This window comes from Sulfitobacter sediminis (genome assembly GCF_040811725.1).
Classification (GTDB): domain Bacteria; phylum Pseudomonadota; class Alphaproteobacteria; order Rhodobacterales; family Rhodobacteraceae; genus Sulfitobacter; species Sulfitobacter sediminis.
In genome coordinates, this window is the sequence record NZ_JBFNXX010000013.1 from 105,017 (window position 1) to 126,185 (window position 21,169).

Here is a 21,169-nt window from a genome sequence, read left to right on the forward strand (position 1 = left end):
GGTCTAGCCCAGCGCCTTGGCGATGCGGGCGGCGAGCTTGGTGGCCACCTCCGATTTGCCCATGCGCGGCCAGTCCTCTGCCCCTTCGGCGGTGATCAGGGTCACGGCGTTTTCCGAGCCGCCCATGATGCCGGTTGCAGGCGAGACATCATTGGCGACGATCCAGTCGCAGCCCTTGCGCTGGCGCTTGGCAGTGGCGTTCTCGATCACGTCGTTGGTTTCGGCGGCGAATCCGACGACAAGGCCGGGGCGGCCCTTGTCCATCTGGCTGATGGTTTTGAGGATGTCGGGGTTTTCGGCGAAGGCGAGGGTCGGCAGGCCGTCCTTGGATTTCTTGAGCTTGCGGTCGCTGGCCCCGTCGACGCGCCAGTCGGCGACGGCGGCGGCGAAAACGCCTGCGTCGACGGGCAGGGCCTCCTCGACTGCTTTCAGCATCTCCTCGGCGGTTTGCACGCGGAGCACTTCGACACCTTCGGGCGGAGGTACGTCAGCGGGGCCGGTGACAAAAACGACCTCAGCGCCCAGCGCTGCAAGCGCCCTGGCAATCGCCGTGCCCTGCGCGCCGGAGGAGCGGTTGGCGATGTAGCGCACGGGGTCTATGGGCTCATGGGTGGGGCCGGAGGTGACGAGGATGCGCTTGCCTTTCAGCGGACCGTCCGAAAGACGCGCCTCGATCGCCGCGACGATTTCCATGGGTTCGGCCATGCGGCCCGGTCCGTATTCGCCGCAAGCCATGTCGCCGTCGTTGGGGCCCACGACGCTGATCCCTTCAGCCTTGAGGGTCTTGAGGTTGCGCTGGGTGGCGGCGTGTTCCCACATGCGCACGTTCATGGCCGGGGCAATCATCACCGGCGTGTCGGTGGCAAGAAGCAGGGTAGAGGCGAGATCGTTGGCGTGGCCCTGCGCCATCTTGGCCATGAGGTCGGCGGTAGCGGGGGCCACGACCAGCAGGTCGGCAACGCGGGAAAGCTGGATATGGCCCATCTCGGCCTCGTCCCCGAGGTCGAAGAGATCGCGGAAGACCTTCTTGCCTGCAAGCGCCGAGACGGAAAGGGGTGTGACGAATTCCTCGCCCGCGCGGGTCAGCACGGGGGTCACCTCGGCCCCGCGTTCGCGCAGGCGGCGGATCAGGTCGAGGGATTTGAAGGCGGCGATGCCGCCGCCGATGATCAGGAGAATATTTTTGCCTGCCAGCATGATGCGCCCTTTGTCCCGCAGGTATCCCGGCGGAGCATAGGACGGCGGGGCCGGACGCACCAGCCCCGAGGCAGGAACGGGTCAGTTAAGGAAGTGCATCACTTCGCGCGACTGGTTCTCGAGCGACTTGCGCATCTTGACGAATGCGGCAGCCTCAAGCTGGCGGACGCGCTCTTTGGAGAGGTTCAGCTCTTCGCCGAGGCTTTCCAGCGTGCGGGGCTGGTCGCGCAGCTTGCGCTCACGCACGATGAACTGCTCGCGCTCGTTCAGCTCCTGCATGGCGGCGACAAGCCAGTTGCGCAATTTCTCGTTGTCGTGATCCTCTTCCACGCGCTCCGCCGCCTGGGCGCTGTCGTCGACCAGCGCGTCGATCCACTCGCGCCCCTCGTCGTCGGTCGACTGGGTGGCATTGAGGGAATAGTCGGAACCGGAGAGCCGCCCCTCCATCATCTCGACATCGTGCAGCGGCACGCCGATCTCGGTAGAGATCATCTGGCGCAGCTGGTGTTTGTCGAGCGTCTCGCCCGCTGCGGCGGCCTCACGTTCAAGACGGGCCTGCACACGGCGCATGTTGAAGAACAGCGATTTCTGGGACGAGGTCGAACCGGTGCGCACCATCGACCAGTTGCGCATCACGTGGTCCTGAATGCTCGCCTTGATCCACCAGACGGCATAGGTGGAAAAACGGACGCCGCGGTCGGGGTCAAACTTGTCCGCCGCCTTCATCAGGCCCAAACCGGCCTCCTGGATGAGGTCGTTCATCGGTGCGCCGTAGCGCTTGAACTTGCCCGCCATGGAGATCGCAAGCCGCATGTAGGCGGTGATCAGACGGTGCAGCGCTTCCTCGTCCCGTTTGTCGCGCCAGGCGTAGGCCAGCTCCAATTCGGTGTCCGCGTCCAGCAATTCTGCCTTCATCGCGGTGCGGGTGAGTGAAAATTCGCGTGCCGTCTGCAAAGTCATCTTCAATTTTCCCTGGGTGCAGGCGTCTTGTGACGCATCTTTGATTTGTGTACGCACGTCCCCGCGCATTGGTTCCAAAAAAAGTGAAAAAAATGTTGCCAGCATCGACATTCGTGTTAGGTGGCGCCGCTTCGGGCAAGTCCGAATGGGCGGAAAAATTCATTGAATCCTATGATTTACCAATGATTTACCTTGCCACCGGCCAGATCTTTGACGACGAGGTTGCCGCAAAGGTGGCGAAACATAAAAACCGCCGTGACGGGCGCTGGGAAACAATCGAGGAACCGCTTGACCTCGCGCCGGCGCTTGCCTCCCTGTCCGAGAAACAGGCGGTGCTGATCGATTGTGCCACCATGTGGCTGACCAATCACATGATGCAGGACAGCGACCTTTCCACGGAACAAGACGCGTTGATCGAGGCGCTGACTGCCTGCCGCGCGCCCTGGGTTATTGTGTCGAACGAAGTCGGCCAGGGCATCGTGCCCGAGAACGCGCTGGCACGACAGTTCCGCGAGGCGCAGGGGCGGCTCAATATCGCCCTGGCGCAGCAAGCCGGGCTGGTGGTCCAGGTTGTGGCGGGACTGCCGCAGTCGCTGAAAGGTCGGCTGCCATGACGACATGGCACTGGGTGCGCCACGGGCCCACGCATCAGAAAACCTTTACCGGCTGGCGCGACGTGCCCGCCGATCTTACCGACACCGACCGGATCGCCCGGCTGCACGCGCATCTGCCAGCGGATGCGCTGCTGGTCTCCTCCGACCTCAGCCGTTGCGTCACCACGGCGGACGTGCTGCATACACAGACCCGTCGCCGCCTGCCGCACCATCGGGACCTTCGAGAAATTCATTTCGGTCTCTGGGACGGGATGCATTTCAAGGACATCGCCGCCCGTGATCCGGTATTGTCACGTGCCTACTGGGAAAAACCCGGCGATATCGAGCCCCCGGGCGGGGAAAGCTGGAACCAGACGGCGGCGCGGGTGAACCGGGTCGTGGACGTGATGAACGCCACGCATCCGGGCGCCCAGATCATTGCGGTGGCGCATTTCGGCGTGATCCTGACGCAGGTCCAGCGCGCCCTTGGCGTGGGGGCTTATGACGCGATGGCGCATAAGATCGACAACCTTTCCGTGACCACGCTGCACCACGATGACGGCGCATGGCATGTCGACCGGATCAATCACCTTCCGTGATTGCCCCCAGCACAGAATAGCGTTTGCCGCCCCGCGACGCTGGCCGCTAACGTCCGGCCCATGACCTATGACCTTTATATCGGCGATCGCACGTTCTCGAGCTGGTCCCTGCGCGGCTGGCTGATGCTGGAAAAATTCGGGTTGCCCTACCGGGCGCACATGGTGGGGCTCTACTCCGGCACCATGGCTGAGGACCTTGCGCCAGTTGCCCCCGCCACGCTCGTCCCCGTGCTGCGCACCCCCGAGGGCACCGTGGTGGGCGAGACCATGGCCATGGCCGAGACCTTGGCCGAACGTCACCCGGATGCTGGCCTCTGGCCCGAGGACGCGGCGGCACGGGCCACCGCGCGCTGGCTCTGCGCCGCGATGGCGGCAGGGTTTGGCGCGCTGCGCGGCGCCTGCCCGATGCAATTGCAGCATGTGAACCAGGGCTTTCAGCCGTCCGAAGGGGTGCTTGCCGATCTCGTACGGATCGAAACGCTTTGGCAGCATGCGCAGAAGATGCGCACCGAGGACGGCCCCTGGCTCTTTGGCCGCTACACCCTTGCCGATGCATTCTATGCCCCGGTCACGGCCCGCATCGTGGGCTATGCCCTGCCGGTATCGGACAGCGCGCGCGCCTATTGCGAAACGACGATCGCCGACCCGGCATTCAAGGCATGGCGTGCCGAGGGCCTGAAAAAGACCTACCATCCCTTCCCCTACGACATGGGGCTTGAGACGGAGCCTTGGCCCGAGGCGTAAGCCAACGAGGCTCATCTACTGACGCGGCATTTCCGAAGAGAACCTCCGGCGTTAACCATTCCTAAACACACCCTGCTTACCGATTAACCAATTCAACATGGAGCACGGGATGGTATCGCGCGCCTATACGGTTGCGTTTCAGGGGGTCGAGGCGCGCATGGTCGAAGTGCAATGCGCGGTCACGGCAGGCATGCCCGCCTTTTCCATCGTAGGCCTGCCCGACAAGGCGGTGTCCGAGGCGCGAGACCGGGTGCGCACGGCGCTGACCTCCATGGCCATTGCACTGCCCTCGAAACGGATCACGGTGAACCTTTCGCCCGCCGACCTGCCCAAGGAGGGCAGCCATTTCGACCTGCCCATCGCCTTTGCGCTGCTTGGCGCGCTCGACATCCTGCCTGCGGACGTCACGGAAAGCGTCGTGGCCTTGGGCGAGCTGTCGCTCGACGGCACGCTGGTGCCGGTGGTCGGTGCCCTGCCCGCCGCGATGGCGGCAGCGACGCACAACCGCAGCCTGCTCTGCCCGCTGGGATCGGGGGCCGAGGCCGCCTGGGTCGGCAAGGCAGAGGTGATCGCGGCGGCCTCTCTCGGAGATGTCGTGCGGCACTACACCGGGCAGAACCCGCTTGCCCCCGCCGAGCCGGGCGAGGTCACGCTTGACCCCAGTGCGCGCGATCTGCGCGAGGTCAAGGGACAGGAACGCGCCAAACGCGCGCTTGAGATCGCGGCCGCCGGGCGGCATCACCTGATGTTCGTGGGCACACCGGGGTCGGGCAAGTCGATGCTGGCGGCGCGCCTGCCCTCGATCCTGCCACCGCTCACCCCGGCCGAGGCGCTCGAGACCTCGATGATCCACTCGCTCGCCGGGCTTCTGGACGAAGGCGGCATTTCCCGCGCGCGCCCCTTTCGCGAACCGCACCACACCGCGTCCATGGCCGCGATCATCGGCGGCGGACGGCAGGCGAAACCGGGCGAGGTGAGCCTGGCGCACAACGGCGTGCTTTTCATGGACGAGTTCCCCGAATTTCCGCGCATGGTGCTGGAAACCCTGCGCCAGCCCATAGAGACGGGCGAGGTGATGATCGCGCGGGCCAACGCGCACGTGAAATACCCCTGCCGTTTCATGCTGGTGGCCGCTGCGAACCCCTGCAAATGCGGATACTTGTCAGACCCTGAACGGGCTTGCGCCCGCGTGCCCCAGTGCGGCGAGGATTACATGGGCCGCATCTCGGGCCCGCTGATGGACCGCTTCGATCTGCGCGTCGACGTGCCACCGGTGGCCTTCTCCGACCTCGACCTGCCCGCGAGTGGGCCAAGTTCAGCGGAAGTGGCGGCCCGTGTGGCCACCGCGCGCGAGGTGCAACGGATCCGCTTTGAAGGGGTTGAGGGCGCGAAGGTCAACGCCGATGCGGAAGGCGACTGCCTCGAAGAGATCGCGACACCGGACGGTGAGGGCCGTGCGCTCCTGAACAAGGTGGCCGAACGCTTTCACCTCTCTGCGCGCGGCTACCACCGGGTGCTGCGGGTGGCACGAACCATCGCCGACCTCGAAGGGGCAGGAACCGTGGCAAGACCGCATGTCGCCGAGGCCGTGAGCTTCAGGCTGGCGCAGCCAGTCGTTGCCTGAGACAGGCGGCAAGCGCATCCAGCGTCTCGCGCGCCTCGGGCAGGGTGTTGTGGAACATCGGCCAGACATGAGGCAGGTCGCGACCTTCGTGCAGGGTTGCCGCGACACCCTGCTCCTTCAGCCGCGCGGCCATGCGGCGCGCGTCGTCGTAGAGGATCTCCGTGTCGCCCACGCTGATCCAGACCGGCGGCGCAACTTGAAAATCGGCGAACAACGGGCTGACCCTCGGGTCGGTGTGAGAATGCCCGGCAAGATAGAGTTCGGCCATATGCGACGCCCGCTCTGCGGCGAGAAGCACCTCTGCTTCGGCGTTCTTGGCAAAGCTCTCCCCGGAATAGGTCATGTCGGTCAGCGGGGAGAAACAGAAAACGCCAGCGGGCAACGGCATCTTCTCGGCGACAAGCTGACCGAGCAATCCCAGCGCCAGCGCCCCGCCCGCGCTGTCCCCGCCGATGACGATCTGCCCGGGCTGCACACCGCTGCCGATCAGGCCATCCCAGGCCAGCCGCACGTCCTCGAATGCAGCCGGAAACGGGGCCTCCGGCGCCAGACGGTATTTCGGCAGCACCGCACGCGCCTTCAGGCGCTTGCCGATCTGTGCGGCCATGGCGGCATAGACGCGTGGGCTGCCGAAAACGAAGCCGCCGCCGTGCAGGTAGAGGATGACGCCATCGCTCTCCAACTCGCGGGGCACCACGTCGAGCACCTCGATCCGCCGTTGGCCATGTTCCAGCACATGCCACTGCATCTGCGTCCCGCGCGGCGGGTGGAAAAGGAGCCTGGCCGTCGTTTCAAAGCGATTGCGCAGCAGCTTGGGGTCTTCACATCGGGCGAGGAACGGTTTCTCGACCCGCCGCAGCCAGCCGTTGAGAAGCCGCGCGCGCAGGCTCATGCCAATTTCGCCTCGATCGCCTCCCAGATCTTTTCGGCGATGTTCACGCCGTCGAAGCGTTCCAATTCCTGGATGCCGGTGGGCGAGGTGACGTTGATCTCGGTCAGGTAGTCGCCGATCACGTCGATGCCGACGAATATCTGTCCCTTCTCCCTCAGAAGCGGGCCAATTGTCGCGCAAATCTCAAGGTCGCGCTTAGTCAGCCCGATTTTTTCGGGGCGGCCGCCGACGTGCATGTTCGACCGGGTTTCGCCCGCCGCAGGCACGCGGTTGATCGCGCCAACGGCCTCGCCATCCACAAGGATCACGCGCTTGTCGCCGTTTGACACGTCGGGCAGGAACTTCTGCACGATCAGCGGCTCACGCGAAAAACCGGTGAAGAGCTCGTGCAGCGAAGTGAGGTTGCGGTCGTTTTCGTCCAGACGGAAGACGCCTGCACCGCCGTTGCCGTAGAGCGGTTTGAGAATGATATCGCCGTGCTTGGACTTGAACGCCTTGATGGTATCCAGATCGCGCGCAATCGTCGTGGGCGGGGTGAGCTGCGGGAAATCCAGCACGAGCAGTTTCTCGGGGAAATTCCGGACCCAGAAGGGGTCGTTCACGACAAGCGTCTTGCCCTTCAGCCGGTCGAGCAGATGGGTCGAGGTGATGTAATGCATGTCGAAGGGCGGGTCCTGACGCAGCCAGACCACGTCGAAATCGCCGAGATCGACCTCGTGTTCCGGCCCCAGTCGCGCGTGATCGCCCTGCACGCGCTGCACGGTGAAATCATGCCCCCGCGCGGTGATCCGCCCTTCCTGGTAGGCCAGCTTGTCCGGGGAATAGAAAAACAGCGCGTGTCCCCGCGCCTGCGCTTCCTCGGCCAGGCGGAAGCTGCTGTCGGCGTTGATGTTGACATCCCCGATGGGGTCCATCTGGAAGGCGATTTTCATGGGTCCATCCTTGCTGCGCCCACCCTAGATGGCGCAGCAGGCGGCAAGGTGCAATGGGTCAGAAGTGACCGAAAGCGTTTTCGATGATCCGCATGTCGCCCCGCGCGTCGAGCAGGGCCACGTCGAAGCGCACCTCCGTCAGGCTGCCGTTTGGCTGGGTGCCAAGATATTCCTCGGCCGAACGCCAGATGCGCTGCATCTGCCTGGGCGTCAGGCTTTCGGCGGCACGGTCGAGATTGCGGCTCTGCTTGACCTCGACAAAGATCAGGCCGTTCCCGTCCCGTACGATCAGGTCGATCTCTCCACCGCCACCGCGCCAGCGCCTGCGGGCGATGGCAAAGCCGCGCCGCTCGTAATCCTGGGCAATGCGCACCTCAGCCGCGGCACCGGCGAAATGCGCCATGCGTCCGCGATGATGCCTGATCTCGACCGCTGTCATGTATCTTCCTTCCCCAGGGCAAGGGCCGCCTGATACACCTGCCTGCGTGGCAGGCCGTGGGCTTTGGCAACCATGTCTGCCGCATCGCGCACCGTCATCCGTTCAAGCGCAACGCGCAGCTCCCCCTCTATATCAACTTGCTTAACAGTTTCTGAACGCGCCCGGTCCACAAGCACCACGATCTCGCCCTTCGGGCTCGTTTCTGCGTAGCTCGCCACGAGGTCGCGCAACGTCCCCCGGCGGACTTCCTCGAAGCGCTTCGTCAGCTCGCGACAGACGGCTGCCGCGCGCCCTGCCCCCAGCACCTCGGCCGCGTCGCGCAGCATCGCACCGAGGCGCTTTGGGGATTCGTAGAACACCAGCGTGCCGGGAATGTCGCGCAGGGTCTCCAGTGCGGCACGCCGTGCGGCCTGTGCATTGGGCAGGAATCCGGCGAAAAAGAACGCATCCGTGGGCAACCCCGCAAGGGTGAGCGCGGTGAGGACCGCCGATGGGCCCGGCGCGCAGGTCACCGGCACACCCGCCTCCGCTGCGGCGCGCGACAGCTCGAACCCAGGATCGGCGATCAGCGGCATGCCTGCCTCGGACGCATAGGCCACCGATTGCCCGGCGCGCACCGCCGCGATCAGCCGCTCCTGCACGGCCGCGCCGCTGTGGTCGTGCAGCGCCAGCACCTGCCGCCCGGAGAGGGGCACGGCGTGGATGTCCATCAGTTTGCGCAGCGAGCGGGTATCCTCGGCCGCCAGCACATCGGCCGAGGCCAGCACGTCGAGCGCACGCAGCGTGATGTCGCGCGCGGTGCCGATCGGCACGCCGATAAAGTACAAACCCGCCGCCAGAGGCACCTTTTGATAATTCACGCTGGACCCGCCTTTCGCACCCACTATGATCCTGCCGACATACGCGGTGCCCGGGCACCGCTCCGGCAGTGGGGAGTGAACTTGAAATGATTGCCTTTTTCGACGCGGGCCGCAAGAAGCTGCGGCTGCTGGTCTTGCCCTTCTTCGCCCTCCTGCTGGCCGCCTGCGATCCCGCCATGATGGGCTCCGTCGCGGGGTCCGGCGGGCCGCGGCTTGACACCTCCGCCCCGGTCCCGGTGGCCCTGCTGGTGCCGCGCGGCGATTCAGGCAGTGACGATCTTTTGGCGCAAAACCTTGAAAACGCGGCACGTCTGGCGATCAGGGACCTTGACGGAGTGCAGATCGATCTGCGCGTCTACGGCACTGCGGGAAATGCCGCCACCGCCTCTTCCGCTGCCGCGCAGGCGGTGAACGACGGGGCCAAGATCATCCTCGGCCCGGTCTACGGTGAGGCGGCGAATGCCGCGGGTCTTGCCGCTGCGGGTGCGGGCGTGAACGTGCTGTCGTTCTCGAACAACCCGACCATCGCAGGGGGCAACGTTTTCGTTCTCGGCCCGACCTTCGCGAATACCGCCAACCGGCTGGTGAACTATGCCAAACGCAGCGGCAAGGACCGGATCGTCGTGCTGCATGGGCAGGATGTCGCCGGTCAGCTGGGCCGCAATGCCATCCAACAGGCGATCTCGGCCAATGGGGCGACGCTCGCCGGGACGGTCGACTATGCGCTCAGCCAGGAATCCGTCATCGCTGCCGTGCCGCGCGTCAAATCCGCCATCGACAGCTCCGGCGCGAACGCGCTCTTCCTGACCACCTCCTCGGCCTCGGCGCTGCCGCTCTTCGCCCAGCTTCTGCCCGAAGCAGGCGTGCCTGCCGCGACCACCCAGTACATCGGCCTGACACGCTGGGACATTCCCCCGCAAACCCTGGCGCTGCCGGGTGTGCAGGGCGGCTGGTTCGCGCTGCCCGATCCGGGGGCGACGGCGGCCTTCAACCAGCGCTACAACGACGCCTACGGTGCCGCACCGCATCCGCTGGCAGGCCTGGCCTTTGACGGGATCGCCGCCGTGGGGGCGCTTGCCAAGTCCGGTCGCGCGGATGCGCTGACCGGGGCGGCGCTGACCCAGGGTGCGGGGTTCCGGGGGGCCACCGGCATCTTCCGCCTGCGCCGCGACGGCAGCAATGACCGCGGGCTCGCCGTGGCAACCATCCGCAATCAAAGCGTCGTCATTCTCGAAGGGGCACCGCAGGCCTTCGGCGGGGCCGGTTTCTAGACCTTGGCCGTCGTCACATCAGCCACCGATGAAACAGGCGCGGAGGTTGTTCCGCGCCTGATCAGCGCGCCCGATGCGATCTTTGACGCCGGGGCCGTCGCGGAGGAGTTGCGCACGGCCTGCGCCGATCTGGAGCCATCCAAGCAACGCGGCGCCGCCGTCAGGGTGCTGCGCGAACGGCAGAAACTGGGCCGCGCCGAGATCGCCCGCGCCTTTGCCGAAGCCCCCTTCGACGCGCGCGGCATGACGCGGGCCTATACCTACCTCACCGACCAACTGGTGCGCACCACGCTGGACTTCGCGATGCGCGTGCTGCACCCCAAGCCGAACCCCACTGAGGGCGAGAAGCTTTGTGTGATCGCCGTCGGTGGCTATGGCCGGGGCGAGATGGCACCCTTTTCGGACGTCGATCTGCTGTTCCTGATCCCGTACAAGGCGACCGCCTGGTCGGAAAGCGTGATCGAGAGCGTGCTTTACATGCTCTGGGACCTGAAGATGAAGGTCGGCCATTCCACCCGCACGATCAAGGATTGCATCCGCCTTGGCGGAGAGGATTTCACCATTCAGACCGCCCTGCTCGAGCAGCGCTACATCACCGGCGATCTTGAGCTGCACGGCAAGCTGCGCCGGGCACTGGCAAAGGACCTGTTCAGCGGCAACGGACGCGAGTTCATCGAGGCCAAGCTGGAGGAACGCGACCAGCGGCATATCAAGCAGGGCCAGCGCTATGTTGTCGAGCCCAACGTGAAGGAGGGCAAGGGCGGGCTGCGCGACCTGCATTCGCTGTTCTGGATCGCCAAGCATATCTACAAGGTCGACGCGATTTTGGAGCTGGTCGACAAGGGTGTTTTCCGCCCCGAGGAATACGAAACCTTCCGCGCCGCCGAGGATTTTCTCTGGGCGGTGCGCGGTCATCTGCACCTGCTGGCGGGCCGACCGAACGAACAGCTCACCTTTGACATGCAGGTGCAGGTCGCCGAGGCGATGGGCTACGAGGACAAGGGCGGCAGGCGTGGCGTCGAAATCTTCATGCAGGCGTTCTTTCTGCATGCGACCTCGGTCGGTGATCTGACCCGTATCTTCCTCACGTCGCTCGAGGCGATCCACGTCAAGGCCGAACCGCTGCTTGAGCGCATCTTCCGGCGACGTCCGAAGATCAAGGAAGGCTACGAGGTCGTCCACAACCGCATTTCCATCGTCGATGACAAGGTCTTCCTGTCCGACAAGCTGAACATGCTGCGCCTGTTCGAGGAAGCGCTGCGCACCGGGATGCTGATCCACCCGGACGCGATGCGGCTGATCAAGGCGAACCTGCACCTGATCGACGACGAAATGCGCAACGACGCGGAAGCCCAACGCATCTTCTTCGACACGCTGCTGAAGCACGGCAATCCCGAACGCGCGCTGCGGCGCATGAACGAGCTTGGGATGCTCTGTGCCTTCATCCCCGAATTCGAACCCATCGTCGCGATGATGCAGTTCAACATGTACCACAGCTATACCGTGGACGAGCACATCATCCAGACCATCCGCAATCTTGCGATGATCGAGAAGCAGGAACTGGAAGAGGAACTTCCCGTCGCCTCATCGATCCTGAAGCGGGGCGTGAACCGCAAGGTGCTTTATACCGCGCTGCTGCTCCATGACATCGGCAAGGGGCGGCCCGAGGATCATTCGATCCTTGGTGCCAAGATCGCGCGCAAGGTGGCGCCGAGGCTGGGGCTGAAGCAGGACGAGGTGGACACGGTCGAATGGCTGGTGCGCTACCATCTGCTGATGTCGGACATGGCGCAAAAGCGTGATATCGCCGATCCGCGGACGGTGCGCGACTTTGCCAAGGCGGTGCAGACGGTGAAACGGCTGGACCTGCTGTGCGTGCTGACGGTCTGCGACATCCGGGGCGTGGGCCCGACCACCTGGAACAACTGGAAGGCAGTGCTGATCCGCGCGCTTTACCGCCAGACCGAACGTGCGCTGGAGAAGGGGCTAGAGGATCTCAACCGCGAGAACCGGGGTACCGAAGCCAAGAAGGCACTGCGTGAGGCGCTGGCGGACTGGCCGCGCAAGGCGCTTCAGGAAGAAACCGCACGGCATTACGATCCCTACTGGCAAGGACTGCATGTCACCGCCCACATCACCTTTGCCAAGATGCTGCGCGACATCGGGCCCGAGGACATCCGGATCGACCTGCACCCCGACGAGGACCGCGATGCGACGCGCGCCTCTTTCGTGATGACCGACCATCCAGGCATCTTTGCCCGCCTTGCAGGGGCGCTGGCCCTTGTGGGTGCCAACGTGGTCGACGCGCGCAGCTACACGACCAAGGACGGCTATGTCACCGATGCCTTCTGGATACAGGACGCCGAGGGCAACGCCTATGAGGCCAGTCGTCTGCCACGCCTGCGCCAGATGATCGAAAAAACCCTGCGGGGCGAGGTGCTGGCACGCGAGGCGCTGAAATCGCGCGACAAGGTCAAGAAGCGCGAAAAAGCTTTCCGGGTGCCCACTCACATCACCTTCGACAACGACGGGTCGGAGATTTACACGATCATCGAAGTGGATACCCGCGACCGTCCCGGCCTGCTTTACGATCTCGCGCGCACGCTGGCGTCCTCAAACGTCTATATCGCCAACGCGGTCATCGCGACCTATGGCGAGCAGGTGGTCGATACCTTCTATGTCAAGGACATGTTCGGGCTGAAATACTATTCCGAAGGCAAGCAGCGGACGCTGGAGAAGCGTCTGCGCGAGGCCATCGCAGAAGGGGCCGAGCGGGCCGAAAAGTAACACCGGCCCGCCGCCTTCGGATCAGACACCGATCACCAGATCCGCCAGCCAAATCCACAGCGGGATGCTCAGGATCGCGACGGGCGTTCCCAGACCTGTCGAGGACCCGACGTAGGCCGAAGCGTTCGCCTCAGGCAGCGCGCCCCGCAGCGTTGGTGGGCCAGAGATGTCGGAGCTGGAAGAGGCCATCACAGCTAGCAGCACCACACCGCCCGCGGAGAAGCCCGTGAAGTGATGTGCGATCAGCCCCGCGCCGAAGCCCAGAAGCCCGTGGACCAGCGGTGCCGTGATCGCATAGAGCACGTAGGCATGGGCGACTTTCCGCAGTTCGCTCAGCCGTGACCATGCTTCCATGCCCATGATCAGCATCAGGATCGACAAAAGACCCCGGAAGAGCGGCTCATAGAAGCTTTCATAGACCGCGTCGGGCCGGGCGAAGATGCCAAGGGCAAGCCCAAGGACGAGGGCAGAGATCGCCGCGCTCTGGAAGGTGTCCCGCAGGATGCCGCCGACCATCTTGCCGTCAAAGCCGCCGCCGAAGCCGCCGCCGCCACCCATGGTGATGGTGCCGCCCTGCAGGTTTTTCGAAGTTGCGGCCTTCCGGGCCGCGGCCATCCGCGCCAGCACGATCGCCGTGACCAGCGCCGCAATGTCCATGAAGGGATAAAGCGCCCCGATAAAGCCTTCGTATCTGATCCCCTCGGCCTCAAGCATCGCCATGCCGGCCGCCAGCGTCGAGGCCGATACAGCGCCGAAAAGGCCCGCCGTCGCCATGCCGTCCATGTGCGACACGCCGCGCAATTTCGCGATCGTGACAGCGCCGATCAGCACGATGGCGATGCCCACGAGGGCCGCCAGAACGGCTGGCAGCGCCAGCGCCAGAAGGTCAGCTTCGCGCACCGAGATGCCAGCGCTCAGCCCGACCTTGAGCAACAGCAGCATGACCACGAACTTGTAGACCGGTTCCGGCACTTCCAGCTTGCTGCCAAGAGCGGCCAGCATCATGCCACCGATCAGGAAGGCCAGTGTCGGTTTTTGCATCTGTGCCACGAGTGTCGTGGCGATATCGGTCAGCAGATCCATCGTAATACCCCTTTGCTTGCGTCTTGCCGGACATATGGCGGAGGCGCAGGTAAAATAAAAATATATCTTTTGCTTACTTTCGTTCTATCAAATGGAACATCTTGCAGCGAGCGATCATCTCCAGTGTCAGCTCCACCAACGCAGTACCGACGCAGCGCACTGACCCTGATGCCGATTGCGCGAGGAGGCACCGCGCGCTAAGGCTGACCCAACCGAACCCGCAGGGCATCCCATGAAACCCATCCGTCTCATGTCCGGCTTTTTCACCGTGGGCATCTGGACCCTGCTCAGCCGCCTGCTGGGCTTCCTGCGCGAGGTTCTGCTGCTGGCGCTGATTGGTCCCGGCCCGGTGATGGACGCCTTTGTCGCCGCCTTCCGCCTGCCGAACATGTTTCGCCGCTTCTTTGCCGAAGGGGCCTTCAACGCCGCCTTCGTCCCGATGTTCGCCAAGAAATACGAGGGCGAGGAAGGTGCCGCAAAATTCGCAAAGGATGCCTTCAACGGGCTTGGGCTGGTCGTGCTGGCGCTGGTGGGCCTTGGCATGGTCTTCATGCCCGGCTTCGTCTGGCTGACGGCGGAGGGTTTCGTCGGCGATGAACGCTTTGACCTGACGGTGGGCTACGGGCGCATCGTCTTTCCCTACATCCTGTGCATGTCACTGGCCGCGCTGTTCTCCGGCATCCTGAACGCCACGGGCCGCTTTGCCGTGGCCGCCGCCGCCCCCGTTTTGCTGAACATCTGTGTCATCGCCGCCATGGTCGTGGGCGAGATGACCGGTGGCCCGGTGATCACCTGGCTGATCTGGTCGATCCCCCTGGCGGGCGTCGCGCAACTGGCGCTGACGTGGCGTGCGGCGGCAGGTGCGGGCTTTGCACTGCGGCCCGCGTGGCCCCACTGGACGCCCGACATGAAGGCGCTGATCGTGATCGCCCTGCCCGCCGCCCTTGCCTCGGGCGTGGTGCAGATCAACCTCGTGGTGGGCCAGCTGGTAGCCAGCCAGTACGAAAAGGCGGTCTCATGGCTCTTTGCGGCCGACCGCCTTTACCAACTGCCACTTGGCGTCGTGGGCATCGCTGTGGGGATCGTCCTGCTGCCCGATCTCTCGCGCCGCCTGCGATCGGGCGACGAGGAAGGCGCGCGTAATGCGCTCAGCCGCGCGGCCGAGATATCCCTGGCGCTCACGATCCCGTCGGCAGTCGCATTATTGGTAGTACCCCAAACGCTTGTGTCGGTGATGTTCGAGCGGGGGGCTTCCGACGTGGACGACACCGCCGCCATCGCGGCGGCCACTGCCGTCTACGCACTAGGCCTGCCGTCCTTCGTGCTGCAAAAGGTGCTGCAGCCCATCTACTTTGCCCGCGAAGACACCCGGCGCCCCTTCCACTTCGCCCTCGTCGCCATGGTGGTGAATGTCGTTCTGGCGGTGGGGCTAGCCCCCTATCTGACGTGGTTCGCACCCGCCATCGCCACCTCCGTCGCAGGCTGGGTCATGGTGTTCTGCCTTGCCATCGGGGCGCGCAAGTATGGCGACTCGGTCAAGTTCGACATGCGCCTGCGGCGACGCATCTGGCGTATCCTCGCGGCCTCGGCGGTGATGGGGGTGGCGCTGGTCATGGGCGAAGCGATGCTCGAATACGTGCTCAACACGCCCTGGTGGCGCGGCCTTGGCCTGCTGGTGCTCATCGCCATCGGCGCGGTCAGCTACTTCGGCGCGGGCGAGCTTTTCGGCGCGTTCAAGATATCGGAGTTCCGCCGCGCATTGCGCCGGGGGGCCTGACGAAAGGTCAGCCCCCATCACCGCTTCGCAAGTCGCTTCTAGGCGGCCGTGTAGCGCAGGAGCCTGCGCAGGATCTTGCCCGACGCCGATTTCGGGATCTCCTGCACCACTTCCAGCGCGCGCACCTGCTTGTAATGCGCAAGCCGTTCTTTGAGGTAGTCCTGAACCTCTTCCAATGAGGGTGCATCCTTGCCCGGTGCCGCAACGATGAAGGCCTTGGGCAATTCACCTGCCTCATCATCCGGCAGGCCGATCACGGCGGCATCGGCAATCGCCGGGTGCGTGACCAGTTCCGCCTCAAGCTCGGCGGGTGCGACCTGGAAACCCTTGTACTTGATCAGCTCCTTGAGACGGTCGGTGATGAAGAGATACCCGTCGCTATCGAAATGCGCGATGTCCCCGGTGCGCAGCCAGCCGTCCTCGACAATTGTCGCGGCGGTGGCCTTTGGGTTGTTGAGGTACCCCTTCATCACCTGCGGCCCCCGCACCCAAAGCTCGCCATCCTCGCCCGGTGCGACATCCTTCAGCGTCTCGGGATCGACAATCCGGCTTTCGGTATTGGGCAGCGCCACGCCCGAAGCGCCCGGCTTGCCCTTGCCATTGGGCGAGATGTGGCTGACCGGCGACAACTCCGTCATGCCGTAGCCCTGGGTGGCGTTGGTGCCCAGGCGCTTGCCCATCCGCTCGGCCACATCCGCGCCCAGGGGAGCGGCGGCGGAATTGACCTGTTGCAGGAAGGACAGGTCGTATTTCTCGACCAGCGGATGCATCCCCAGCCCCAGCGCCACGGGCGGCACGATCCAGAGGCGCGGCGTCTTGTACTCGATCACGAGGTTGAGAAACATCTCCAGATCGAAACGCGGCATGGTGACGAGGCCGCCCCCGGCGGCGAGGTAGATGTTCTGCAGCACCTGCAGCCCGTAGATGTGAAAGAATGGCAGGAAGGCCACGGTCATTTCCCTTGGCACGATATCCGCGGGTTTGAGCGACTGGTCGATGTTCACCACGAGGTTGCGATGGGTCAGCATGACCCCCTTGGGCAGCCCGGTGGTGCCCGAGGAATAAGGCAGGGCCACCACGTGCTCCGCCACGTCGACCGGGGCCTGCTCTGCCATGGGCGGCCCCATGATGTCCTTCAGCGGGATCATGCCCTCGGGCGCGTCTCCGATGATGACGATATCCTTGACCTTGGTGCCCTTGATGGCTTCCAGCGCGGTCTCGGCGAACATCGCAATCGTGACCAGCACATCGGCACCCGCATCCTTGAGCTGATGATTGACCTCATGCGCGGTGTAGGTCGGGTTGATCGTTGTAACCGTCCCGCCGGCCCAGGCCGAGGCATGAAAGACCATGCAGTATTCCGGGATGTTCGGTGCCATCAGCCCCACGACCTTGCCCGCGCCCCAGCCGCGCTGCGCAAGGCCCCCTGCGAGCGATTTCACCCCGGCGATGAATTGCGCGCCCGTGAGGCTGCGGCCCGACGGCCCGTCGATCAGGATCGTCATCTCCGGGTCGATGCCTTCGAAAACCCGCTGGGTGATGGTCTTGTCCGTCAGCGGTACGGACGGAAACGTGCTCTTGTAGATGGTCATGTGATCTCCCCCACTTTTTGGGCAGAGAGTACACGCGCGCGCGGTCAGGCCAAGCGGTTTTCGCGCCCGTCTAGCGGCGCCGGATGCCTTCGCGGATGCGCGCCCACTCGCCCGGCGCCATCAGAAAGCAAAGACCGAAGCCGGTGAAGAACCCGGCAAGCTCTGCCACCCACTGCAAGCCGACCTCGAAGAAGACACCCCAGATCAGCTGGATGCCCATCAGGAAGGCGATGAGCGAAAACGCCCGGTATTGCTGCCCCCCGGTACCCGCAAGCTGGCGCCACATCACGAAGGAATAGCCCCCGATCAGCCCGTAGACATTCGGATAGGCTCCGGCGAGCCACATCTCCTCGTTCAGCAATAGCGCATAGATCACCGCCCCGCCCGCGCCCGCCAGCACGAAGATCACGGCAAAGACCACTGGGCCCAGCGCCTCGGCCACCAGCTTGCCCAGCGCCAGCAGGAGCACCATGGCGAAAAGCGCATGGGTAAAGCCGAGGTGGATGAAGGGATAGCTAAAGACGCGGATGACTTCCTGTAAAGGCCAGGTACCGTTCATCACCATCCAGTCGAAGATTTGCCCCGAAAACCCGTAATCACGAATGAGCCCCAGCCGCCAACCCACGGCACCCGGGCCCCCAATCATCCCCGCCTCACCCAGCGACAATCCCGCCTCGATCCCGGCAATGGCAAGGAAGGTGAGTGTCACGATGGGCGGCAAGGGGTTCACGGGCGGCTGGAAATCGGGGTCTTGCATGGGCGATCCTTGACGGCGGCGAGGCCCACAAGTAAGCCCCCCTCAGCCTGAAATCCAGCTTTTCCGAGGTCCGCCATGTCCGATCCGAAATTCACCCGCCGCGTCTTTTCCGGCATCCAGCCGTCGGGCGGGCTGACGTTGGGCAATTACCTCGGTGCGATCAAACGCTTCGTGCAGATGCAGGAAGAGGATTACGAGACGATCTATTGCATGGTCGACCTGCACGCGATCACGGCCAAGCTGCTTGATCCGGCAGAGCTGCGTCACAACACGCGCGAACTGGCCGCAGGGTTCATCGCGAGCGGCATCAGCCCCGACAAGTCGATCCTGATCAACCAGAGCCAAGTGCCCGAGCACGCGCAACTGGGCTGGATCTTCAACTGCGTGGCGCGCATGGGCTGGATGAGCCGCATGACCCAGTGGAAGGACAAGGCGGGCAAGAACGCCGAGAATGCGTCGCTTGGGCTTTTCGCATACCCTGCGCTGATGGCGGCGGACATCCTGCTGTATCACGCGACCCACGTGCCGGTGGGCGAGGACCAGAAACAGCACCTCGAGCTGACGCGGGATATCGCGGCCAAGTTCAACCACGACTACGGCGTCGATTTCTTCCCTCTGACCGAGCCGGTGATCAAAGGGGCGGCGACCCGCGTGATGTCCCTGCGCGACGGGTCCAAGAAGATGTCGAAGTCCGATCCCTCGGATGCCAGCCGCATCAACATGACCGACGACGCGGACGCGATCGCCAAGAAGATCCGCAAGGCCAAGACTGACCCCGACGCCCTGCCCTCCGAGATCGAAGGGCTGGAAAACCGCCCCGAGGCCCGCAACCTTGTGAACATCTACGCGGCGCTGAACGACCAGACGGTCGAAGAGGTGCTGCGCGAGGTGGGCGGCGACCAGTTCGGCGTGTTCAAACCGAAACTGGCAGATCTTGCAGTCTCCAAGCTGGCCCCGATCTCGGGCGAGATGGCGCGGCTTATGGCCGATCCGGCGGAGATCGACCGCATTCTGGCAAAAGGTGCCGAGCAGGCGCGCGAGATCAGTGCGCCGATCCTCAAGCGGACCTACGAGATCATCGGCATGGTCGGGGCCTGAGGTAAGGTGGGCGCCACGCCCACCTTACGGCATTTGCGCACAAGGCCTCTGCGGTGAGGGGAATTGTGAGGCGGCTGTTGCCGCCTTACCTTCGGGGCGTATCGAAGGAGCCCTGCCATGACCCCATCCACCCCCTGCGTCGGCCACGTCCACCTGCGCGTTGCCGACCTTGAGCGCGCCATCGCCTTTTATCGCGACATTCTCGGTTTCGAACTGACGCAACGCTACGGCGATCAGGCGGCGTTCCTGGGTGCCGGCGGCTATCATCACCACGTTGGCCTGAACACCTGGGAGAGCAAGGGGGCAACGCCCCCGCCGCCGGGGCACACCGGTCTATACCATTCCGCTTTCCTTTACCCCGACCGCAAGGCGCTGGCGGGCGTGTTGAAACGCGTCGCAGACGCGGGAATCCCGCTGGACGGCGCGGCGGACCACGGGGTGAGCGAGGCACTCTACCTGCGCGACCCGGACGGCAACGGCGTGGAGCTTTACCGTGACCGCCCACCCGAGGACTGGCCCCGGGACGCGGACGGCGAGCTGAAGATGGTGAACGCACAGCTGGATCTGGCCGCGCTCTTGGCCGAAGCGGACTAGATCACACAGCTTTCGACCCCGCAGTAAGCAATAGGCAGAAAGACTTGATCCAAATCATTCGGTGAGTCCCCCGGCAATGTATTCTCATATTCGAATATGAGTCGGACTTCAGGTCCGATGCACCATGGGAGACAAGAGATGGTTGATTTCGCGATCAGAAGTTTTGACCTCGGCGGAACAGAGACGACGGACGGCCTCGATATCTTCGGCACGGCTGGCGATGACGTGATCGTCGGCACAGCCGGAGATGATCGGATCATCGCAGGCTTCGGCGTCGATACCGTTTCTGCCGGTGCCGGAAACGACACCATCACAGGCGGCTCCAACTACGACGAAGGCGCAGCCCCCGTTCCAGGCGCGACAGGGCTGGGCGACATGGGCGAGGTCATCGTCCTTCCGGACCAGCCGATCGAGATGCTCGACGGTGGCAACGGGGCAGACACCGCAGTCCTGTCAGGCGATCAGTCCAGCTATACGCTGTTAATGCGACCCGGCGGCATGGTGCTGATCAACCGTCGAACGGGCGGGGACGGTGTCGATAACCTCGACAATATCGAATTTCTCGATTTCGCGGATGAGCTCAACATGTTCGGCGGCGCACCGATGAACCTTGACCTTTTCGGACGGCAGGGAGCGGTCGGCGCAGACGATCTTGAGAGCATCATTGAGCTTTACGTCGCCTATTTCAACCGCGCGCCGGACGCGTTGGGGCTGTCATTCTGGGCCGATGCCTTCTCAAAGGGAACCACTCTTGAAGAGATGGCGAGCCTCTTCATGCAGCAGGACGAAACCCTTGCCGCCTATCCCCCAACGCTGACGACAAGCGAGTTGGTTGATACCGTCTACGAAAACACGCTCGGGCGCGAACCTGATGCCGAAGGCAAAGCCTTTTGGATCGCGCAATTGGATGCAGGCCTCGTATCACAGGATCAACTCATTCTGGAATTGATCGCAGGTGCACAGGCTGAACCATACGATGGTGCCTCCCAGGGGTTCATGGATTTGCAAGAGGCCGACCGATACAACCTCGCGACCAAGACAGATATCGGGACCTATTTTGCGGTACACCGGGGCATGTCGAACACTGACAATGCCGCGGCGGTGATGGACCTGTACGATGGCACCCAGACCAGCATCGCCGCAGCAAAGAACGCGGTTGACGACTTTTTTGCGGCTGCCCTGGATCCGTCTGATGGTGAGTTCCTGATGCCCCTGACAGGCGTGCTGGACAATCCTTTCGACTGGGGCTGAACCTTTCGCGGGCCGAAAGCGCCGACACTACCGCAAGACGTTCGCCCAATCGGTGATTTCATTCTGTGCGACGTATCGTGCACCATGGGGAATCCAACCGCAGCACCAGCCGTGCCAGC

Annotated in this window: 19 protein-coding genes; 10 read left to right on the forward strand and 9 right to left on the reverse strand. The window is 64.1% G+C overall.

Annotated features, from left to right (window positions below):
- Positions 1-3: 3 nt before the first annotated feature.
- On the reverse strand, positions 4-1,197 hold the full coding sequence (coaBC, locus tag AB2B41_RS16550) for a bifunctional phosphopantothenoylcysteine decarboxylase/phosphopantothenate--cysteine ligase CoaBC (protein ID WP_367878925.1): 1,194 nt from the start codon (positions 1,195-1,197) through the stop codon (positions 4-6).
- Between the two features lie 81 nt (positions 1,198-1,278).
- The gene (locus AB2B41_RS16555) at positions 1,279-2,157 is read right to left on the reverse strand and encodes an RNA polymerase factor sigma-32 (RefSeq protein WP_367878926.1); all 879 of its coding nucleotides are present in this window, start codon (positions 2,155-2,157) and stop codon (positions 1,279-1,281) included.
- Between the two features lie 92 nt (positions 2,158-2,249).
- Between AB2B41_RS16555 and cobU the strand changes: the two genes are divergently transcribed.
- From cobU to AB2B41_RS16575, 4 genes are all read left to right on the forward strand, one after another.
- Entirely contained in the window at positions 2,250-2,771 is a 522-nt protein-coding gene (gene cobU / locus AB2B41_RS16560) for a bifunctional adenosylcobinamide kinase/adenosylcobinamide-phosphate guanylyltransferase (RefSeq protein WP_367878927.1), read from the forward strand.
- The gene (locus tag AB2B41_RS16565; RefSeq protein WP_367878928.1) at positions 2,768-3,349 is read left to right on the forward strand and encodes a histidine phosphatase family protein; all 582 of its coding nucleotides are present in this window, start codon (positions 2,768-2,770) and stop codon (positions 3,347-3,349) included. Before cobU ends, AB2B41_RS16565 begins: the two co-directional genes overlap by 4 nt.
- Before the next feature lie 60 nt (positions 3,350-3,409).
- Positions 3,410-4,093, forward strand: a complete 684-nt coding sequence (locus AB2B41_RS16570) for a glutathione S-transferase (protein ID WP_367878929.1) — start codon at positions 3,410-3,412, stop codon at positions 4,091-4,093.
- Between the two features lie 109 nt (positions 4,094-4,202).
- Positions 4,203-5,717 (forward strand): YifB family Mg chelatase-like AAA ATPase, encoded by a 1,515-nt coding sequence (locus AB2B41_RS16575; RefSeq protein WP_367878930.1) that lies wholly within the window; start codon positions 4,203-4,205, stop codon positions 5,715-5,717.
- Here the strand turns inward: AB2B41_RS16575 and AB2B41_RS16580 are convergent.
- Genes AB2B41_RS16580 through rsmI form a run of 4 tightly spaced genes read right to left on the reverse strand, consistent with a single transcriptional unit; the run spans position 5,689 to position 8,840 of the window.
- Positions 5,689-6,609 carry an alpha/beta hydrolase gene (locus tag AB2B41_RS16580; protein ID WP_367878931.1) on the reverse strand — a complete coding sequence of 307 codons (921 nt, stop codon included), beginning with the start codon at positions 6,607-6,609 and terminating at the stop codon, positions 5,689-5,691. The genes AB2B41_RS16575 and AB2B41_RS16580 overlap by 29 nt on opposite strands.
- Complete coding sequence (gene gshB, locus AB2B41_RS16585; protein WP_367878932.1) at positions 6,606-7,541, reverse strand: glutathione synthase; 936 nt, start codon at positions 7,539-7,541, stop codon at positions 6,606-6,608. The genes AB2B41_RS16580 and gshB overlap by 4 nt, the downstream gene beginning before the upstream one ends.
- A gap of 58 nt (positions 7,542-7,599) precedes the next feature.
- The gene (locus AB2B41_RS16590) at positions 7,600-7,980 is read right to left on the reverse strand and encodes a YraN family protein (RefSeq protein WP_367878933.1); all 381 of its coding nucleotides are present in this window, start codon (positions 7,978-7,980) and stop codon (positions 7,600-7,602) included.
- Positions 7,977-8,840, reverse strand: coding sequence for a 16S rRNA (cytidine(1402)-2'-O)-methyltransferase (gene rsmI, locus AB2B41_RS16595; protein ID WP_367878934.1), 864 nt, complete (start codon positions 8,838-8,840; stop codon positions 7,977-7,979). The genes AB2B41_RS16590 and rsmI overlap by 4 nt, the downstream gene beginning before the upstream one ends.
- An 86-nt stretch (positions 8,841-8,926) precedes the next feature.
- Here rsmI and AB2B41_RS16600 point away from each other — a divergent pair, with 86 nt between their 5' ends.
- Both AB2B41_RS16600 and AB2B41_RS16605 read left to right on the forward strand, forming a co-directional pair.
- Positions 8,927-10,111, forward strand: a complete 1,185-nt coding sequence (locus AB2B41_RS16600) for a penicillin-binding protein activator (protein ID WP_367878935.1) — start codon at positions 8,927-8,929, stop codon at positions 10,109-10,111.
- A 3-nt stretch (positions 10,112-10,114) separates the two neighbouring features.
- Positions 10,115-12,898, forward strand: a complete 2,784-nt coding sequence (locus tag AB2B41_RS16605) for a [protein-PII] uridylyltransferase (protein WP_367878936.1) — start codon at positions 10,115-10,117, stop codon at positions 12,896-12,898.
- Positions 12,899-12,919: 21 nt separating this feature from the next.
- Here AB2B41_RS16605 and AB2B41_RS16610 read toward each other — a convergent pair whose 3' ends face one another.
- Positions 12,920-13,981, reverse strand: coding sequence for a sodium-dependent bicarbonate transport family permease (locus AB2B41_RS16610; protein WP_367878937.1), 1,062 nt, complete (start codon positions 13,979-13,981; stop codon positions 12,920-12,922).
- Between the two features lie 232 nt (positions 13,982-14,213).
- On the opposite strand from AB2B41_RS16610, the gene murJ reads away from it, so the two are divergent.
- Complete coding sequence (gene murJ, locus AB2B41_RS16615) at positions 14,214-15,758, forward strand: murein biosynthesis integral membrane protein MurJ (protein ID WP_367878938.1); 1,545 nt, start codon at positions 14,214-14,216, stop codon at positions 15,756-15,758.
- Positions 15,759-15,796: 38 nt separating this feature from the next.
- Here murJ and AB2B41_RS16620 read toward each other — a convergent pair whose 3' ends face one another.
- Complete coding sequence (locus AB2B41_RS16620; protein ID WP_367878939.1) at positions 15,797-17,350, reverse strand: AMP-binding protein; 1,554 nt, start codon at positions 17,348-17,350, stop codon at positions 15,797-15,799.
- Between the two features lie 70 nt (positions 17,351-17,420).
- A complete protein-coding gene (locus AB2B41_RS16625; protein WP_367878940.1) occupies positions 17,421-18,107 on the reverse strand; it encodes a rhomboid family intramembrane serine protease in 687 nt (228 codons plus the stop codon).
- 75 nt (positions 18,108-18,182) lie between these two features.
- Between AB2B41_RS16625 and trpS the strand changes: the two genes are divergently transcribed.
- The 3 genes from trpS (at position 18,183) to AB2B41_RS16640 (ending at position 21,050) form a co-directional block, all read left to right on the forward strand.
- Positions 18,183-19,205: a tryptophan--tRNA ligase gene (gene trpS / locus AB2B41_RS16630; RefSeq protein ID WP_367878941.1), complete on the forward strand. Its 1,023-nt coding sequence runs from the start codon at positions 18,183-18,185 to the stop codon at positions 19,203-19,205.
- A 117-nt stretch (positions 19,206-19,322) separates the two neighbouring features.
- Positions 19,323-19,799, forward strand: a complete 477-nt coding sequence (locus tag AB2B41_RS16635) for a VOC family protein (RefSeq protein WP_367878942.1) — start codon at positions 19,323-19,325, stop codon at positions 19,797-19,799.
- Positions 19,800-19,937: 138 nt separating this feature from the next.
- Positions 19,938-21,050, forward strand: coding sequence for a DUF4214 domain-containing protein (locus AB2B41_RS16640; RefSeq protein ID WP_367878943.1), 1,113 nt, complete (start codon positions 19,938-19,940; stop codon positions 21,048-21,050).
- The last annotated feature ends 119 nt before the right edge of the window (positions 21,051-21,169 follow it).

Coding starts and splice junctions, on each gene's coding strand:
- coaBC (WP_367878925.1), bottom strand. CDS start 1,197: ATGCTGGCAGGCAAAAATATTCTCCTGATCATCGGCGGCGGCATCGCC.
- AB2B41_RS16555 (WP_367878926.1), bottom strand. CDS start 2,157: ATGACTTTGCAGACGGCACGCGAATTTTCACTCACCCGCACCGCGATG.
- cobU (WP_367878927.1), top strand. CDS start 2,250: ATGTTGCCAGCATCGACATTCGTGTTAGGTGGCGCCGCTTCGGGCAAG.
- AB2B41_RS16565 (WP_367878928.1), top strand. CDS start 2,768: ATGACGACATGGCACTGGGTGCGCCACGGGCCCACGCATCAGAAAACC.
- AB2B41_RS16570 (WP_367878929.1), top strand. CDS start 3,410: ATGACCTATGACCTTTATATCGGCGATCGCACGTTCTCGAGCTGGTCC.
- AB2B41_RS16575 (WP_367878930.1), top strand. CDS start 4,203: ATGGTATCGCGCGCCTATACGGTTGCGTTTCAGGGGGTCGAGGCGCGC.
- AB2B41_RS16580 (WP_367878931.1), bottom strand. CDS start 6,609: ATGAGCCTGCGCGCGCGGCTTCTCAACGGCTGGCTGCGGCGGGTCGAG.
- gshB (WP_367878932.1), bottom strand. CDS start 7,541: ATGAAAATCGCCTTCCAGATGGACCCCATCGGGGATGTCAACATCAAC.
- AB2B41_RS16590 (WP_367878933.1), bottom strand. CDS start 7,980: ATGACAGCGGTCGAGATCAGGCATCATCGCGGACGCATGGCGCATTTC.
- AB2B41_RS16600 (WP_367878935.1), top strand. CDS start 8,927: ATGATTGCCTTTTTCGACGCGGGCCGCAAGAAGCTGCGGCTGCTGGTC.
- AB2B41_RS16610 (WP_367878937.1), bottom strand. CDS start 13,981: ATGGATCTGCTGACCGATATCGCCACGACACTCGTGGCACAGATGCAA.
- murJ (WP_367878938.1), top strand. CDS start 14,214: ATGAAACCCATCCGTCTCATGTCCGGCTTTTTCACCGTGGGCATCTGG.
- AB2B41_RS16620 (WP_367878939.1), bottom strand. CDS start 17,350: ATGACCATCTACAAGAGCACGTTTCCGTCCGTACCGCTGACGGACAAG.
- AB2B41_RS16625 (WP_367878940.1), bottom strand. CDS start 18,107: ATGCAAGACCCCGATTTCCAGCCGCCCGTGAACCCCTTGCCGCCCATC.
- trpS (WP_367878941.1), top strand. CDS start 18,183: ATGTCCGATCCGAAATTCACCCGCCGCGTCTTTTCCGGCATCCAGCCG.
- AB2B41_RS16635 (WP_367878942.1), top strand. CDS start 19,323: ATGACCCCATCCACCCCCTGCGTCGGCCACGTCCACCTGCGCGTTGCC.
- AB2B41_RS16640 (WP_367878943.1), top strand. CDS start 19,938: ATGGTTGATTTCGCGATCAGAAGTTTTGACCTCGGCGGAACAGAGACG.